General features: G+C 40.9%; 15 protein-coding genes and 3 pseudogenes. 3 read left to right on the top strand and 15 right to left on the bottom strand.

Translation table 11 applies throughout. The features are described 5' to 3' along the window. The first annotated feature begins 9 nt into the window (after nt 1-9). On the top strand, nt 10-1,389 hold the full coding sequence (locus P0X86_RS15655) for an extracellular solute-binding protein (RefSeq protein WP_277749042.1): 1,380 nt from the start codon (nt 10-12) through the stop codon (nt 1,387-1,389). A 789-nt stretch (nt 1,390-2,178) separates the two neighbouring features. On the opposite strand, the gene P0X86_RS15660 is transcribed toward P0X86_RS15655, so the two are convergent. Continuing rightward, entirely contained in the window at nt 2,179-2,535 is a 357-nt protein-coding gene (locus tag P0X86_RS15660) for a carboxymuconolactone decarboxylase family protein (RefSeq protein ID WP_347177546.1), read from the bottom strand. A gap of 678 nt (nt 2,536-3,213) precedes the next feature. On the opposite strand from P0X86_RS15660, the gene P0X86_RS15665 reads away from it, so the two are divergent. After that, nucleotides 3,214-3,660: a DUF4367 domain-containing protein gene (locus tag P0X86_RS15665; RefSeq protein ID WP_277748928.1), complete on the top strand. Its 447-nt coding sequence runs from the start codon at nt 3,214-3,216 to the stop codon at nt 3,658-3,660. 56 nt (nt 3,661-3,716) lie between these two features. Here the strand turns inward: P0X86_RS15665 and P0X86_RS15670 are convergent, their stop codons facing one another. The 6 genes and pseudogenes from P0X86_RS15670 to P0X86_RS15690 all read right to left on the bottom strand — a co-directional run. Further along, nucleotides 3,717-3,959: an integrase core domain-containing protein gene (locus tag P0X86_RS15670; protein ID WP_277748929.1), complete on the bottom strand. Its 243-nt coding sequence runs from the start codon at nt 3,957-3,959 to the stop codon at nt 3,717-3,719. Then, complete coding sequence (locus P0X86_RS15675; RefSeq protein WP_277748930.1) at nt 3,943-4,599, bottom strand: hypothetical protein; 657 nt, start codon at nt 4,597-4,599, stop codon at nt 3,943-3,945. The genes P0X86_RS15670 and P0X86_RS15675 overlap by 17 nt, the downstream gene beginning before the upstream one ends. Before the next feature lie 4 nt (nt 4,600-4,603). Then, nucleotides 4,604-4,996: a hypothetical protein gene (locus tag P0X86_RS15680; RefSeq protein ID WP_277748931.1), complete on the bottom strand. Its 393-nt coding sequence runs from the start codon at nt 4,994-4,996 to the stop codon at nt 4,604-4,606. 384 nt (nt 4,997-5,380) lie between these two features. Further along, nucleotides 5,381-5,536: a DUF6886 family protein gene (locus P0X86_RS33160; protein WP_347177547.1), complete on the bottom strand. Its 156-nt coding sequence runs from the start codon at nt 5,534-5,536 to the stop codon at nt 5,381-5,383. Nucleotides 5,537-6,004: 468 nt separating this feature from the next. After that, a complete protein-coding gene (locus P0X86_RS15685; RefSeq protein WP_277748932.1) occupies nt 6,005-6,988 on the bottom strand; it encodes a phosphotransferase in 984 nt (327 codons plus the stop codon). Between the two features lie 333 nt (nt 6,989-7,321). After that, nucleotides 7,322-7,459 (bottom strand): annotated as a pseudogene (locus P0X86_RS15690) (GrpB family protein); the annotation flags it as partial. Between the two features lie 757 nt (nt 7,460-8,216). Between P0X86_RS15690 and P0X86_RS15695 the strand changes: the two are divergent. Further along, nucleotides 8,217-8,669 (top strand): hypothetical protein, encoded by a 453-nt coding sequence (locus P0X86_RS15695; RefSeq protein ID WP_277748933.1) that lies wholly within the window; start codon nt 8,217-8,219, stop codon nt 8,667-8,669. A gap of 154 nt (nt 8,670-8,823) precedes the next feature. On the opposite strand, the gene P0X86_RS15700 is transcribed toward P0X86_RS15695, so the two are convergent. The 8 genes and pseudogenes from P0X86_RS15700 to P0X86_RS15735 all read right to left on the bottom strand — a co-directional run bounded on the left by P0X86_RS15700 (nt 8,824) and on the right by P0X86_RS15735 (nt 14,662). Beyond that, the gene (locus tag P0X86_RS15700) at nt 8,824-9,282 is read right to left on the bottom strand and encodes a hypothetical protein (protein WP_277748934.1); all 459 of its coding nucleotides are present in this window, start codon (nt 9,280-9,282) and stop codon (nt 8,824-8,826) included. Between the two features lie 56 nt (nt 9,283-9,338). Further along, on the bottom strand, nt 9,339-9,821 hold the full coding sequence (locus P0X86_RS15705) for a hypothetical protein (protein WP_277748935.1): 483 nt from the start codon (nt 9,819-9,821) through the stop codon (nt 9,339-9,341). A 720-nt stretch (nt 9,822-10,541) separates the two neighbouring features. Beyond that, a complete protein-coding gene (locus P0X86_RS15710) occupies nt 10,542-10,748 on the bottom strand; it encodes a hypothetical protein (protein ID WP_277748936.1) in 207 nt (68 codons plus the stop codon). A 186-nt stretch (nt 10,749-10,934) separates the two neighbouring features. Then, complete coding sequence (locus P0X86_RS15715; protein ID WP_277748937.1) at nt 10,935-11,177, bottom strand: hypothetical protein; 243 nt, start codon at nt 11,175-11,177, stop codon at nt 10,935-10,937. 81 nt (nt 11,178-11,258) lie between these two features. Then, entirely contained in the window at nt 11,259-11,708 is a 450-nt protein-coding gene (locus P0X86_RS15720; RefSeq protein ID WP_277748938.1) for a tyrosine-type recombinase/integrase, read from the bottom strand. A 98-nt stretch (nt 11,709-11,806) separates the two neighbouring features. Further along, a pseudogene (gene dpsA / locus P0X86_RS15725) lies at nt 11,807-12,671 on the bottom strand (dipicolinate synthase subunit DpsA). 1 nt (nt 12,672) lies between these two features. Further along, nucleotides 12,673-12,973 (bottom strand): annotated as a pseudogene (locus P0X86_RS15730) (YunC family protein). Nucleotides 12,974-13,144: 171 nt separating this feature from the next. After that, the gene (locus P0X86_RS15735; RefSeq protein ID WP_277748939.1) at nt 13,145-14,662 is read right to left on the bottom strand and encodes a phospholipase D-like domain-containing protein; all 1,518 of its coding nucleotides are present in this window, start codon (nt 14,660-14,662) and stop codon (nt 13,145-13,147) included. Nucleotides 14,663-14,716 lie beyond the last annotated feature (54 nt).

Raw genomic sequence — 14,716 nt, forward strand, 5'->3', positions numbered from 1 at the left:
GTTGACGTGATGAAAAAAGCTGTGCTGCTGATCCTGTCATTCGTGCTGGTGTTTACATTGGCCGCTTGTTCAGGCAGTTCAGGTAAAGATGTGACAGGCGGCGTTACAATTGAAAAAGTATCGGATATGGAAGGAACGGTTCGCGTTGCGCTGGCAGGCTGGCAGCTGGATAACGGGATCGATGCGCTGACAGGCAATCCGACGATCGGGCTCAACGAATATTTGGATAAAACGTTCAAAAAAATGTATCCGAACATCAAGCTGGAGGTTTATCAAATCCCTTGGGAGAACGTAAAAGCCAAACAAACGGCCATGCTGCTCTCCGGCGATGCGGATGTCTTGTATACCGGGGGAGCCTTTGCATCGCAATGGTACCAGGAAGGGCTGCTGCGTGACCTGGACGACTTGATTGCAAAAGATACTTCGTTTGACCCGAGCATCTATCTGGAAGGCATTATGAATAATTCCTACAGCACCAAGTCGCCGGACGGAAGCAAACAATTTGGAATTCCTGCCGTTCTTGGCCGCCGGATGACGATTTATGATAAGAAGCTGTTTGAAGACTGGGGCGTTGAAACACTCTCGGCACAGCCGGGACCGGATGAAATTCTGGAGAAAGCCAAGCAAATGACCGGCAAAAACCCGAAAACCGGTGAAGACAATTTCGGTTTGTATTGGAGCGGCAACTCATTAAACGGATCCACCTTTGTTGCATTAACGCTTGCATATGGCGCCAAAGGAGCGGAAGGATCGCTGAAGGACATCAAGAATATCAAGTGGCACCTGAATACGCCGGAAATGGTCAAAGTGATGGAGTGGCTGAAGGAAGCCGCACAGCTGCCGCCGGCCGGGTTCGTGAATGCCCAGGGTGCCGAGAACTTCGGACTCGAGAAAAACAATATCGCCATCGCGCTGGATTCCACCGGCGGCTCCACGATGAGTGAATACCGGTCAAAGCAGAACAAGGAGCTGCTGGACCGTTTTGAACCTGTGCTGAACATGGGTCCTAAAGGTGAAGGCTGGGTGGCGGTTGACCCGTTCATCATGGCGAAGAATGCCAAAGATGTGGATGCATCATGGGAAGTGTTAAAGTTCTTGACCAGTTACATGACGCAAAAATACATGTATGAAAACTTCTCCAGTACCCCAACGCTCAAAAATGCCGATTTTGTAACACCGGAAGACAAATTCGTCAATAAGGCACTTGAGATCGCGGAAGTCGGCCACTCCGAGCTCATGGATGAAGCCAATCCGTTCTATATGAGCGACATCGCTCCAGCCATAAACGGATTTATCAGCCAGGCAGCGTCCGGTAATGCTCCGGATATTCAGAAGTTTCTGGATGATCTGCAGGCTCGTGCCGAGAAGTGGTCTGCGAATCTGAAGTAAAAACAGGAGGGGACTGCACAGGTGCATGGGTTTGATAAGCGTGGTTGACTTACACGTTGTCCCTGACTTTGACGAGACGGGCTAATCATGATGAGTATATGAGCCGAACAGCACAATATATTCCAATATTATGTGAATCGTGCATTGTCCCGATCATGCGGGAGAAAAACCGACCGAATATGGCCGGTTTTTTTATATTTCAAGGCGGATTAAATTACATATAATGGTAAATCATTAAGATGTAGAGAGGGGAGGGTTAATAAAAAATTAGGATGATGGATGATAACAAGCAAGCACAAAATAGTTCATAAGATTGAGCATTAATAAAAATCAAATCGATTAAGAACCAACGAAACATTAAAAATGTCTCAGTAGCGAAATTCCGCTAAAATGTGAAGCGAAATCGTAATAATAATGAAACAACCAAAATTCGATGATTATGATGATTTATAATGGCACATGAACAAACTAAAACATCGATTAATGAAGTTGCTCGATAAAATAGAAGATGCGCAAGTAAAAAGGATTATAACGGCTTATCATAATAGAAAGCAAAAACTAAGCAGATTCATGCTGTGATGATTCTTTCCCCAACATCTGTTTCACAAAACTCGTATTTTGTACATATGTTTTATAGTGGATGTTTGCGACATATCCAGGGCCCGAATAATTTTCGGTGTCATCACGAGTTTTCTTTCTTTATTCCCCTTGCCAGGTCATCGTTCCCAGGCACAAGCCACTTACCTTTAATCCTGTATTTCCGAGCGAATGAATATCCATCGGATCACCTCACCAACATACTGAATGACTGCCTTTTGTTAATTCTCTTTGGCGAATACTTCTTTTGCGACCATTATGGCTGACATCGCCTTTGGCCAGCCTGCATAGAAAGCAAGATGGATCATCGCTTCGACGAGCACTTCTTCCGAAAGAACGTTTTATTTCCAAATTCAAATGGTTTTTCAGTTGCTGCGTATTTCCGCCAGTAATTAAGCTGGATACCGTAATCAAACTTCGGTCGCGCGACGAAAGCTCCTTACGCTTCCATATATCCCCGAACAAAACTTCGTCCGTTAGTTCCACCATCTTCGGTGCGAAATCTCCGATCGCTCTTTGTGCAACAGTAAGTTCTTTTGAATCTGACAATGCGTATCCCTTCTTCCTCCTTAGTGTAGTGCTCTAGGTTGTAAATTTTTTTTTTGTCAGCAAATATATTCTCAGCCCTATTATGAACCAAAAAAAAATGGGATAGATATCCTATTCGTCTAGAATGTTTGCCTAATCCTCTCGCCAAAAGATCATTATAAAATGCATCAACTGATAATTAAAAAAGAGTATCCACTTTAGTGGATACTCTTAAACAAGTTAGATAGTTAGTTTATAAGATAATCGCGTCTTTTTCTGTGCGAAATGACTAAATTAAACAAAACACTAAAGAAGTAGGCATGTATTAGACCGATCGCTCCCCATTAGGCTTCCGTAAGTTTTTATTAGGTTGTTCACGCAATTAATTCACTAAAATGTGGATCAATGAAAAGTGATTCCCCTACAATGTAGCCTTATTTGTGTCAAATTCCTACAATGGGGTCACTTTTGTGCATTTTTTCATGACACAACTTCGACTACATAAAAACAAAAAAAGCCCAATAAATCAGGCTTTTCAGCTTTAATAAATGTAGGCACTTTTGTGTCGTTAGACATTTCTTGACTTGATTGATATCAATGGAGCACAAAGGAAATTTTCATCAGATTATTCCTAACCCACCCACATAAAAAACACATTAATTGTAATACTAAAGTTAACTTAACTTAATCGGAGGTATTATGAAGAAACTTTTGATTTGTATCTTACTTACTCTCACTGTTCATCCTGTTTTTCAAGCTGAGGCTGTTAAAAAACCCGAGGTCGGTTATGGTTATGACGCACCATTAAGAATAAAAAAAGTTATATTACCTGAGGTGCCTAAAAGTTGGAGGCTTGAAACCAAAAATTTCGAGAACAGCATCTTATTAGCTTATTTTGACTCAAATGATAAATTAATTTTGACCATTTCTGAAGAGAATCGAAGATTAATGGTACCTGTAGCTGGGTCAGAACAAGCGGAAATCAATAACACAACCTATATTTATCACCCATGGATCAGTAGACAGCGTGGGTGGGTTCTCTGTTGGATAAAGGGTGATGTTTATTTTGAAATGAATAGCTTTGCTTTAAACGTTGACGAAATGATTACAATTGCAGAAACCATAACAAAGCAAATAAAAGAATAAAAAAAGCCTGTCCCCCAAATGGTCAAGACCCCATTTAGTGGACATTGAAAAAACACCTAGGCTGTAAACTGGCGTCGGTACTCTACCGGCGTCAGTTTATTTAATTTGCGCTGTGGTCGTCTTCGATTATAAAATCGTATGTATTTCTCAATTCGGCTTTGTGCCTCCGCTAGATTTCGGATATCATAAGGATAGAGCCCTTCCGTTTTGAGATGCGAGAAGAAGCTCTCCATGGAGGCGTTGTCTAGGCAATTGCCCCGGCGAGACATGCTGATTTGGGCGCTAACCTTTGGCAGCATGTCGTGCATCTTTGTAACTTATTGTATTCGGCAAGCTTGACTTTGCAGAGTCTGGATTTTTAAACTTTACTGGTTGAACAGTACCCGTCCCTTCCGATGTATCAGTTCCTTTTTTAACTGTGATATTGTTCATGACCATGTTAAATGGGGAAAATGCCACATCTGAACCTGGTATCCAATAGTTCAAAATTGTAAAAATAGTACCAATTCCTCCAGATACATACGGATTTACTTTATATTCTTTAAGATTATGTTTAGGAATAGTACTATATATATCGAATTCCTGGGATTGATTCATAACTTTAAACTTTACCTCTATTTCATTGACTTCAGTGGGGTAATAAAGTGAACTAGGATAAATTCTGTTCATTGTATCCAACCTAGCCCATGCGGATACAATTTCTTTACCTCTGTTATTACTGGGACTATAGGTTGCTTTAGCACTCACAGCTACAGTACTGTTTGTAGAATTGTTGGAATTATCATTACTATTACCTAGCATGAATAAATTTGCATATGCGCTCCCTTTATAATAATATGTTCCATCACATTCGGCAGCAAATGTATTATTTACTGGCAATAGGAATGAGCTACTAATTAAAACGAGAATTGTAAGAGTGTGTATGATCTTTTTGTTCACTTTCTTAACCTCCTGAATTTTCGGTTTGAATTTCCATAATTTCTTCATTTATGAAGTCACCATCACCGAAAACGAAATACTGAATCTCTTCTCCAAAGTTACCAAGTGTTAAAGTGAAATAACGTTGTCCTGTTTCAGCAATTGCTCCAATTCCAATAATAATTGGCTCTGTCTCACCAGATTTATGTATTAAATCAGCATCCAAAGGACCGTATAAATAAGTATTACCATTTTTCAAGGTTGCTTTTGAGATTAGTGATTTAGTTAGCACTACATTACTCTCTTTACCATTTAATAAAATAGTGCCTTCACCAGTAACGGAATAGAACTCTCCTTCGGGTGCTAATTGTATATCTAAATTCATGTTTGTTTGGTTAGATTGTTTTGTTGCTAGCAAATTAAATGTTGTTTTCGATGTTGATTCTTCTTCATATTGTTCTAATAACTCCGAAATGAAATCGCCAATTTGATTGAAATATGTCAGTTATTACAGTCCTGCTTTCGTACACATTTAAAGATTACTTTAGCATGGAATTCATCAACCATAAATGGTGAAAATATTCCACCAAACTGCCTGTTAGCTAAATGAAATTGCATGGAAACCCAGTTAGATACTTATCTAATCGGCAATCGGTTCATGTTCTTGTCCTCGACTCGGGACAAGAACTTGTACCGATAAAACAAATAAGCCACTAAATTAGCGACTTTCAATGGGACTATGTTTTTGTCCCCCGACAGCTATCAATGGGGTAAATGTTAGTTCATTGTCGCCTCATCTTTCCTACAACACTATTCGGGGACATTCTCTAGGGAAATAGTACGTATACTCGTGCTCTTCATCAAGTGCCCAAACTACCGCAGGAAAATCCGGACGATTTTGCTTCTCTTTTGGTACAAATTTATTGATACTATCGTCTTCACTGAAGTGAAAAAGCATGTGCGCCCCCCTCGTCCCATTTATTGTTGTATTCCATAAAAATATTGAATTATCCTGCCCGTTAGTTGAACAAAGGCAGCCTTTGTTCAACTAATGTTTCCCGCTGCAACGGCATGGTCGAGGTGGGTTTTAATTCGGTTTTAATTCTCCGAGCTATTTTATTAGAATGTTTAGAAAAAAGTCGGGGTTACACCTGGAGAATTTTATCCCTATTCTGTTGCTTGGTTTTTCTTCACAATGGGTTGGACTAAATGCAGTTATCGTATGTATTCCAAAAGCTATTCTATGTTCAGAGTTTCCAATGCAGATGAAAATACCTCCTCAATATAGTTTCTTGAGTATTGAATTAACACGCAGTCTCTCAACTTCTTTTGAAATTTCCATTTGCAATTCCGTAATTAACATCAGTTTTTTACTTTCTTGTGATTCAGGATTTTGCTCAAGCTTTTTGAGCATTTTTGGCACTTCTCATATCGAACGCAAGGCAAATGCAGCTAAGAATCCGAAACGAGGCAGGTCTTCGTCTCCATCCCACCCAGTCTTCCTCATCCCTTTCAAATAAGAAGTAATAAATAATTCAAGGTACATCTTGAAATGTTCAATCGGTACCTGGCCCCGACTAATACTTAAACCTAAGAACCGACCTAAATCCTCACCGATTCCTGAAATACTTGTGAATTGCCAATCAATTAAGGTTAGTTTCCCCTCTTGTTGTTGAACAGAATTTAACATGATATTCATCTCATAAAAGTCTTGGTGAGCAAGTGTTTTGGGAAGTAGTTCGATTCCATATAGCCAATCATTGATCCATTTTTCAAGTTGAGTGAATTGGTCCATTATAGCCGCCACTCTTTGATCAGATAACAAAATGCGTTTAGAGTGAATATCAGGCTGATATTGATATGCATAACACTCATTTAACCATGAACGCATCCATTGCTGATTTACCCAGTGGAATTCCGGTAGCGGCTTTCCAAGTAGGTAAGCAGCTTGAAACTCCCCAAGCTTTTCTGTTACCAAACCATAATCATCCCACTCCCATTGCCGCTGGTCTTGCTCTATATCCTCAATCCATAGCCAAACGGATCCATTGTCTTTTTCATCAATAGCAAAACACTTAGGAGTCAATATATTTTGGGGTAAATTATCAAGCAATCCAGAACTGTATGCCAAGATCTCTCGCCGCCAATAATTATAATGAGCTGGGTTCTCACGCAAGGGATCGGGATTAATTACTTTCAGAATAAATGACCAAGATTGTTGCGCCCCACTATTTATTTCGGTTGTCCCAGATATCCGGTAGACCCCACCTGTCACAAAATTTTTGTCAACTGCACCGATCGAATTGCAGGACCAGTTCGTAATGATTCCTTTTTCAGACTGAAGATAGTTGTTTGATAAGTTACGAAGCCAATCTGTATCTATCATTTCTGAGATACTTTGTATGTCCATTCGTCTCTCCTTTCCTTAAATATTGAACAAGTTATTCAGCTTCCTTTTAATATTCCACCAAACATTGTAACTAACCTGCCCGTTAGCTTAATGAAATAGCGATTGGAAAATGATTAAATATATGAATAACCGGTAATCGAAACATGTTCTTGTCCTTTTCGGCAATCGTTAAAAGTTCGTGTCCTCGAACCGGGACACGAACTTTTAACGATATAACAAAAAAGCCGCTAAATTAGCGACTTTCAATGGGTCCATATTCTTGTCCCCCGACAAGAAAACTCATCAAGAACTACTGCCCTAGTTGAATAACACTGCTCGTTAATTAAGATTATTTCACCCAGCACGTTTTAGTATGTCTCTTACAAAATCGCTTTTTGCATTTGTATAACCGGAACGGTCACCTTTAAATTGTTTAACAAGCATTTTTTTCAACTGACTGTATCTTTTTGCGTCTACCGTTGTTGATGTTGAAAATGTTCTGAAGGTACTCGTCCCAAATCTTGAAACCTATTGTCTTACCGTAGTAATGACAAGTACCGTATATAGGTGCCTTACTTGCCGCATCTGTCTTTGATGTGTAATCAGTGATGTAGATAAGTCCGTTGATAATCTCCCCGTCTTTAACGCTACGCAAATCTATAGGTTGTATGTTTATCACTACTTAATCTCACCTCAAAAATATTGGTCATTAAAATAGTTCTATATCATCAATGCAAACCCCTTTTTATTCCGGGTATCCTGCCCGTTAGCTTAATGAGATTGCTTGGAAACATAGTTAGATACTTATCTAATCGGTAATTGGCTCATGTTCTTGTCCTTTACGGCAATCGGTACAAGTTCTTGTCCTCGACCAGGGACAAGAACTTGTACCGATAAAACAAAAAAGCCGCTATAATAGCGACTTTCAATGGGACCATGTTTTTGTCCCCCGACAAATATCTATACCCTCTTTAAAAGCAGTTTGATACGTATTGCGGATTTGCTCCTCTATTTTTCCCTGAGCCATTTGTGTGAGTTCCTTTTCGGTAAGGTCCGTATGCAATTCATTGATCCCTGCCTTAGGGCATTCCCGACAAATCCTTAAGACACTGTAGGCTGATTGATTATTGATGCTTCTTTCTTAACAAAACACCTAAGTGATTCTCTGTGCATATACTGTATCATTACTACAGGATTATGATTAAATACAACTCAATCCATACATGAAATAATCAAGGAGAGGTTAATTTTGAAAATTCCAAAGACAGCCAAAGTTAGTATCCCCTTTCCATCCGTATGGGGGATCGATGCTTCTATTGCGGGGAGATCCATTATTAGAGGTATACTTACCATTGATCCCATTGTAGACAACAAAGTAGTAGGTACAGTTAATTTTCGTGGTATACCTATTCCGATTAATGGGTATTGGGACGAAAGCGCTAAACAAATAAGTTTCGATTCACCATATGCCTCCTTTTTTGGCAACTTGACAATATTTGATGAGACCGCTATAAGCATTCGGCATTTCATTTTAAGTGGACGGTTTATAATGAAACCTCCCTCTTTGCTGGCTGGTGAATACGGAAATTGGATTGCTACAACCTTTACAACCCGTTTGGGACCTCCCATATATACTAATGTTTTACCACCTGCTGGTGCCTTTTCAGTCTCAAGTATGCTCTTGGGACAGCAATTGTTTTAATTAGACCATGACTTTATAAAAACAACCTTCGTTTGTGATTGACTAAGGTTGTTTTTTATAAAGTGTTCTCGAAAAATACAGCCTTGCTTTAAATCTGAGTTTAGCGTATATCTCCGTTAAAATGTACTCGGAACCCTTTGATGATCGTGCCTAGTTAGATAAACAAATATTGATACTTCCTTATAGAAATAGCCTGCTTGGTTAGGTACGTCTCAACTGGTTCAATTTTGTAACTTCCATTTACTAACTCAGCTTCATAGGGAACGGGAGGAAGTGTACCAAGATCATCATAGGTTAATTCTACAGAGAACGAAATGTTTTGAGGGTTTGAATCATCAATTTGGCTGATTTTGTAATTCTTCAGGGGATTGTCTTTGTTAAGCTCAAATTGGCGTTCCAATTTTTCATAGTCTTCACCGCTAACTTTTGTAGTTTCACTAATGTCTTGCTGTACATACCCTGTGAAGTATGAATTCGCCGCACTTTCAAAGGAATAAGTGCTTAAAGAATCACTTGAAGAATGTGTGTTTGTAACCTCGCTTGCCGAAGCAATACTACCAAAACTAAATGTTACTGCCATCACTAAAGCCACCAATAAGGATCTTTTTTTCAATTTATCCCCTCCTTTTTCTATATCATACCTTTTACACAAAATAAGGGAATAATACTTTAGTCCTCATATTTCACATTCTTATTATATTCAACTTTCTTATATGTTGGAGATGAGGGGTTCATATCAATAATCACTGTTTTTATTTGCAATTTATATTTACCGTTTTTGAAATCAACATTATACGTTACAGGTGGAAGTTCACCATTAGCCGTTTCTTCTACTTTCACAAATACTTTAATACTTCTAGGGTCGGTATCATCTACTGAAGTAATCTCGAAATCTTTTACGTGATTGTGAGTGTTATTTAAGATTGTTCTTTCAAGTGCAGTTTTTTCATCTTTATAAATGTGATTATCAGAGATTTTTATTGCATCTTCAAAATTACCAGTTTGTAAATCACTAAAATATCTTTCTACGACAGCAATTGCCTCGGTCCTTGGATTATCGGGCAGTTTCAATGCATTATTTGCACTAGCATAACTTAAAGCAGATGCTATAATGCCGACTGCAATAAAACTAACTAAAAATTTTGATCTCACGTTTTTCCATCTCCTTAGGCTTATTCTAGGTTCTTAAATATATAAACACCCCATTTGTTTTAAAAGTTGTTTTTTTTAGTGGGTTTCTCACCTTTATTTTCTATTGGGCTTATGCCAGCAGCTCTAAAGCAGGGCTTCGGTCAATAGCTAGAGCGCCTTAGCCGTGGTAGAATCGCTCCCGGCTAAGGCGCTCTACGATCCTGGCCAACGCTGTTCTCACTGGCGTAGAACACCCGTGTGGTATGTCCAGTAATCCCTACATTTCTTCTACTTCTACCCATATCTTTTATTATCTTCAGTTATCCATGCATCAATCGTTTTATTTATTTTTTTCTGACTCGTTAAGCCTCCTTCAATTACATGCCCCAATACCATCGAAAGTGTAATATTCACTTCTGAACTTCGCTGATCGAGATATCTGCAAATGTGACGCAGCTGCTCTTTTCTTTTCGGATCTAATTCCCTAATGATTCCTTTGCTCAAGACGGAGGCTGCAGGAATGCTGAAGTACGGTATGTTAGATTTCGTCATTGAACTAAGCGAAATAAATAAGACTTGCGGTATTAGACAAAGTGCACCTGTAAGAAGACAATCCTATTGTCTTCTATTTTTTTGGTTTTTTTCTAATCTTCAAACCATTATCTTCAGCAGTTTTAATAATAGCGCTTATCAACTCTTGAGCTTCCTTATCACTATCAAGAGCTGCTTTTTAAATGGGGATTATTCATGAATTTGTTTTACTATATCCGTCAATTCTTCAAGCGTGGCCGTATTGGCCGAAACAGTGAAGAGGTGACCATCAGAGATCAAATGTACGACTTTTCTGACTTCCCCATCAACATACAATGCTTTCAGACCATTAATCTCTGTCAATTCAGAAGTCTCGAGGTAATAACTTTTCTTCAGGCTCTCAATGGTATCTGACACCCCCATATATGCATCCACTTGGCTTATACGAATTTCATCACCATCTGCGGTTGTTAATAAGGACCTAAGGTGAAGTCCATACTCTTTTTGCAGGGCTTGGATATTTATTCGAGTCAGTCCCGAGGAACTGAGTTTTGCGGATGCGTTATCTTAGTGGAATATGTATATCCGCAACCGGCACATCAGCTATATTGACCGTATCGGGATCTTGAACACCGTTGTTTCTGGCTTTATTTCAACAGTTTCTTGGCCTGGTGATGAATATTCAGGCACCGGAGCTTCTTCGTTTTGAATTGTTGCTAGAGATGACTCATCAACGGGAACAACTGTTTTTACATCAGCGTCGGCAGCGTATGAATAGTAAGCAAATCCTCCGCCACCAAGTGCAAGCGCACTAGCTAAGGCTGCAACAGCTACTTGTTTTTTCATTTTATAATTCTCCTTTTAATAGACTATTACAGTACTTACAGTAGAGTTGTTACTTTTATACATGAGGTCATAAATTAAAGATTAAGTACTACCTCCTGGATGCGTATAATACACCCAATATGTCGAGCTGAACGGTGTGTGAATATAAAACATATGATTAGTGGATTCAGTTACGACATAGTTAGTGGTAGTACCAGCGTAGCTGTCACCAAGGGCAAAGTAGATGTAAATTAAATGGTGAAATTTATTGATAACCTCGTTATATTCCTGCTGGGCATCGGTGATTGCAAGCTTCGAATAGATTTCCAATGACTTCCGGCTTTCATGACCGGAATACGGCTGTATGAGTGCGTCATCGATGCCCTGTTTATTGAGCCAGGTCAACAGAAAATGACGCAGCTTGTGTGGCGACAGGTTTTGAGCAAGTTTAGCTTCCTCCAAATATTTGGCCAAAATCTTCCGAATTCCCCGATCCGTGTACATTTTCTTCCACGATGATTCAAATAAATAGACCGCATGTTTTTTCTTCAAAGTATTCGAGTAAATGACTGAACAATCCTGCCCCGTTTATTCAGTGATGCACGCTGAAACTCAAAAAAAACGATGGATCGGTTCCATCGTTCGCGATCTCATAACCCGGAAGGACAAGCAAGTATATCCAATTGCTCTCGATTTTGACTCCGTTCGTCCTGGATCAATTGACATAACGTTCTCGCCAATATACGTCCAGCCGTTCTTGGCGCGACCAATCCCGGTAAACTTGGTGCCAACAAGGCCTTGATTCCACGTTTTTCGGCGAAACGAAAATCGGTTCCACCTGGTTGGGAAGCCAAATCAATAATAATAGCGTGATGCGGAATACGGGTCAACACACGAGAAGTAAGGATTTGCTCCGGAACCGTGTTAAAAATAATATCCACATTTACGCCTTCATCGTACAAATCTTTATAAAACGGCTCAATCCCCATCTCCCATGCACGTGCAAACTGCTCCGGTTTCTGCACCCCCGCTTTGACGTGTGCACCCAGGTGCTGAAGCATACTGGCTAACGTAAGACCGATTCTCCCCAAACCCAGCACCATACAACGCGAACCATGTATGGTAATTTCCGTCTGTTGAATGGCCATCATTAAGGCGCCCTCCGCAGTGGGAATGGAATTGTATATGGCATCATCGTCCCTGCTGAATAATTCAATCAGATCGATCTCTAGTTCAAAGGTTCCTCAAGTATGACTTGGCTATGCCAGTACAGACTTTTGCGTGTTTCGGCAAGCAAGACATATATTCCTTGTTCAGCAATAACGTTTCAGATGAAAATGAAGACTCTACTCTGCCATGGTCGTCTGTACCGACAACCGGTAATATCAATACGTCAGCATTGCGAATCACCTCCCTCGTAAGCTTGGAATCCTGAACTTCATGAAGTTGTTCGTGCAAATCTTCATAACCGATTACCGCAACATTTGCATCCAGGTCAGTAAATGACCGAATGATTTCAAGATGAGTTTACCATCTTTAAAAGCGCATCTGCTCCTTTCATCCCAGGGCAAATTCCGCGTAATTCCGCCTCTGTGGTCACCATATCGAGTGGGGCATCCAGCAATTGCTCTATTGTTCGTACCCGGTTGCGCGTTCTGCCACAATGCGGCGATCGTTTAATTTCTCATTTAACAAACGAACATCAAGCGCCCCGCACATGATATATCCGTGACGGTTGTGATGGCCAGAAGTGTTGTTTTGGGCAGGGCGACCTCGATACTTATAACCTGATGACCTTCAACTTCAATCGGTTTCATATGATCATCTATGATGCAGCTCCTTTTTTTACACTATATGCCGGGCGTGATATTTGCACCATAGACTGTTGCCCAAATTCGATATTACTTGTATTCGTTGGAAGCCTTCTCCCCTTTCGCCATATACATGTGTAATTGGACTTCGATTCAATTCCATGTAATTTTTGAAATTTATAACAAAGGAGATAACAAACGCGCTGCTTGATCAAGCATGCGCTCGAAAGAAGTACGATGCATATGATCTTCCAAACGATATGGAGTAGCCTCGGCGAGATCCCGTTCGAATTGTTCCGTAAGCTCCCGGGCCACATCGGAATGATACATCACTGCACACACTTCGTAATTTAAACGGTAACTACGGAGATCGTAGTTGGAAGAACCCACTTCGGCAATCTCGCCATCGATAATCATGACTTTCGCATGCAATACCCCTTTGTTGTACTGAAACACATCGATCCCTGCTTCCACGAGTTCGCCATAATACGTACGGCTTGCAGCTCCTGCAACTTTAGGAATCACTTGGCGCGGCACCAGTAATCTCACTCGAACGCCACGCGCTGCGGCTGTTTTGATGGCCATCATGATATCCGCATCGGGTATAAAATAAGGGTTGGTCACGTCGATGGTTCGGGTCGCCTGCGTCAGGCAGATGAAGTGCATTTCCCGAATGACCGGAGTAGGCAGCCCGGGATTGCCTTCGAATATCTGTATATAGACGTTATGCGAATCCTTGGATGGGGAAGCTTTTCCCATGTGGGTGCCTTCCATCGTTCCCAGCTCCGATCCCCATTCCCATCCGTATCCGGATCGTTCTGTTTTGCCGGATGGAAATGGATGAATGGCTTTATCGTCTGAAAGTTGAGCCGATTCAGGGATAAATTTTGCCTTTCTCGTTGAATGGAGCTTGTCCGGTGACGCCATTTTCCAGTGAGCCTCAAAAACGGCTTTCACATCATCCGCTGTTTCGCCGGTTAACCGCATATGAGTGTCGCGCCAAAAACCGACATCCGGCTTCATTCCGGTATACTCGTCCCCAACGTTGATTCCTCCCATGAAGGCTTCCTTTCCGTCGACGATGACGATCTTGCAATGATCCCGGTATGTCAAGTTGGATAGTACCCAGGGGAATCGCAAGGGAAAGATGGTCCTGCATTCAATGCCTGCTTCCATCATCCGGCGAACCGTATGTTTGGGAAATGACCGGCTTCCCCAGCCATCCCTTATAAAACGAATGTTCACACCGGATAAAGCCCGGTCAATCAGCACATCTGTGATACGTTTACCGATATGGTCATTCCGGTATATGTAATATTCCAGATCGATTGACTTTTGTGCGGCCTGAATTGATTGAAGGAGTTTTCCGTAGGTTTCCATCCCGTTCGTGAGGATTTGGACGTAACCGGTTCGAAGGCCACTGACAGACAAAGGTTGCAAAGCCCGAGCGATAACAAATGCGGAGTGACCATATTCTGGGGGTAATGAAATCGGGCTATTGTGCGAAGAAACGAGCTTGTCCCGCCGCATTTGCACAGGATTCGTGACGAACAGGTAACAAACGAATCCGATAATCGGTAATACTAGTCCGACTGATATCCAAGTCAACGCTTTGGCGGGGCGGCGCACCTCCCGAACCGCAATGATGATCAATAGTGCCGTATTTACTAGCCATAATCCTGCTATCCATGCCAAGAAAATCAGCCTCCCAATCCTGTCGTCTACGAGGGAATAAAGATAAAGGGGCAG

The sequence above is a fragment of the Paenibacillus sp. BR1-192 genome (assembly GCF_029542445.1).
Classification (GTDB): domain Bacteria; phylum Bacillota; class Bacilli; order Paenibacillales; family Paenibacillaceae; genus Paenibacillus_AQ; species Paenibacillus_AQ lautus_A.

Bases quoted from the DNA above. Each gene is read 5' to 3' on its own strand.
- P0X86_RS15655 (WP_277749042.1), top strand. From the start codon at position 10: ATGAAAAAAGCTGTGCTGCTGATCCTGTCATTCGTGCTGGTGTTTACA.
- P0X86_RS15665 (WP_277748928.1), top strand. From the start codon at position 3,214: ATGAAGAAACTTTTGATTTGTATCTTACTTACTCTCACTGTTCATCCT.
- P0X86_RS15670 (WP_277748929.1), bottom strand. From the start codon at position 3,959: ATGCTGCCAAAGGTTAGCGCCCAAATCAGCATGTCTCGCCGGGGCAAT.
- P0X86_RS33160 (WP_347177547.1), bottom strand. From the start codon at position 5,536: ATGCTTTTTCACTTCAGTGAAGACGATAGTATCAATAAATTTGTACCA.
- P0X86_RS15685 (WP_277748932.1), bottom strand. From the start codon at position 6,988: ATGGACATACAAAGTATCTCAGAAATGATAGATACAGATTGGCTTCGT.
- P0X86_RS15715 (WP_277748937.1), bottom strand. From the start codon at position 11,177: ATGAAAAAACAAGTAGCTGTTGCAGCCTTAGCTAGTGCGCTTGCACTT.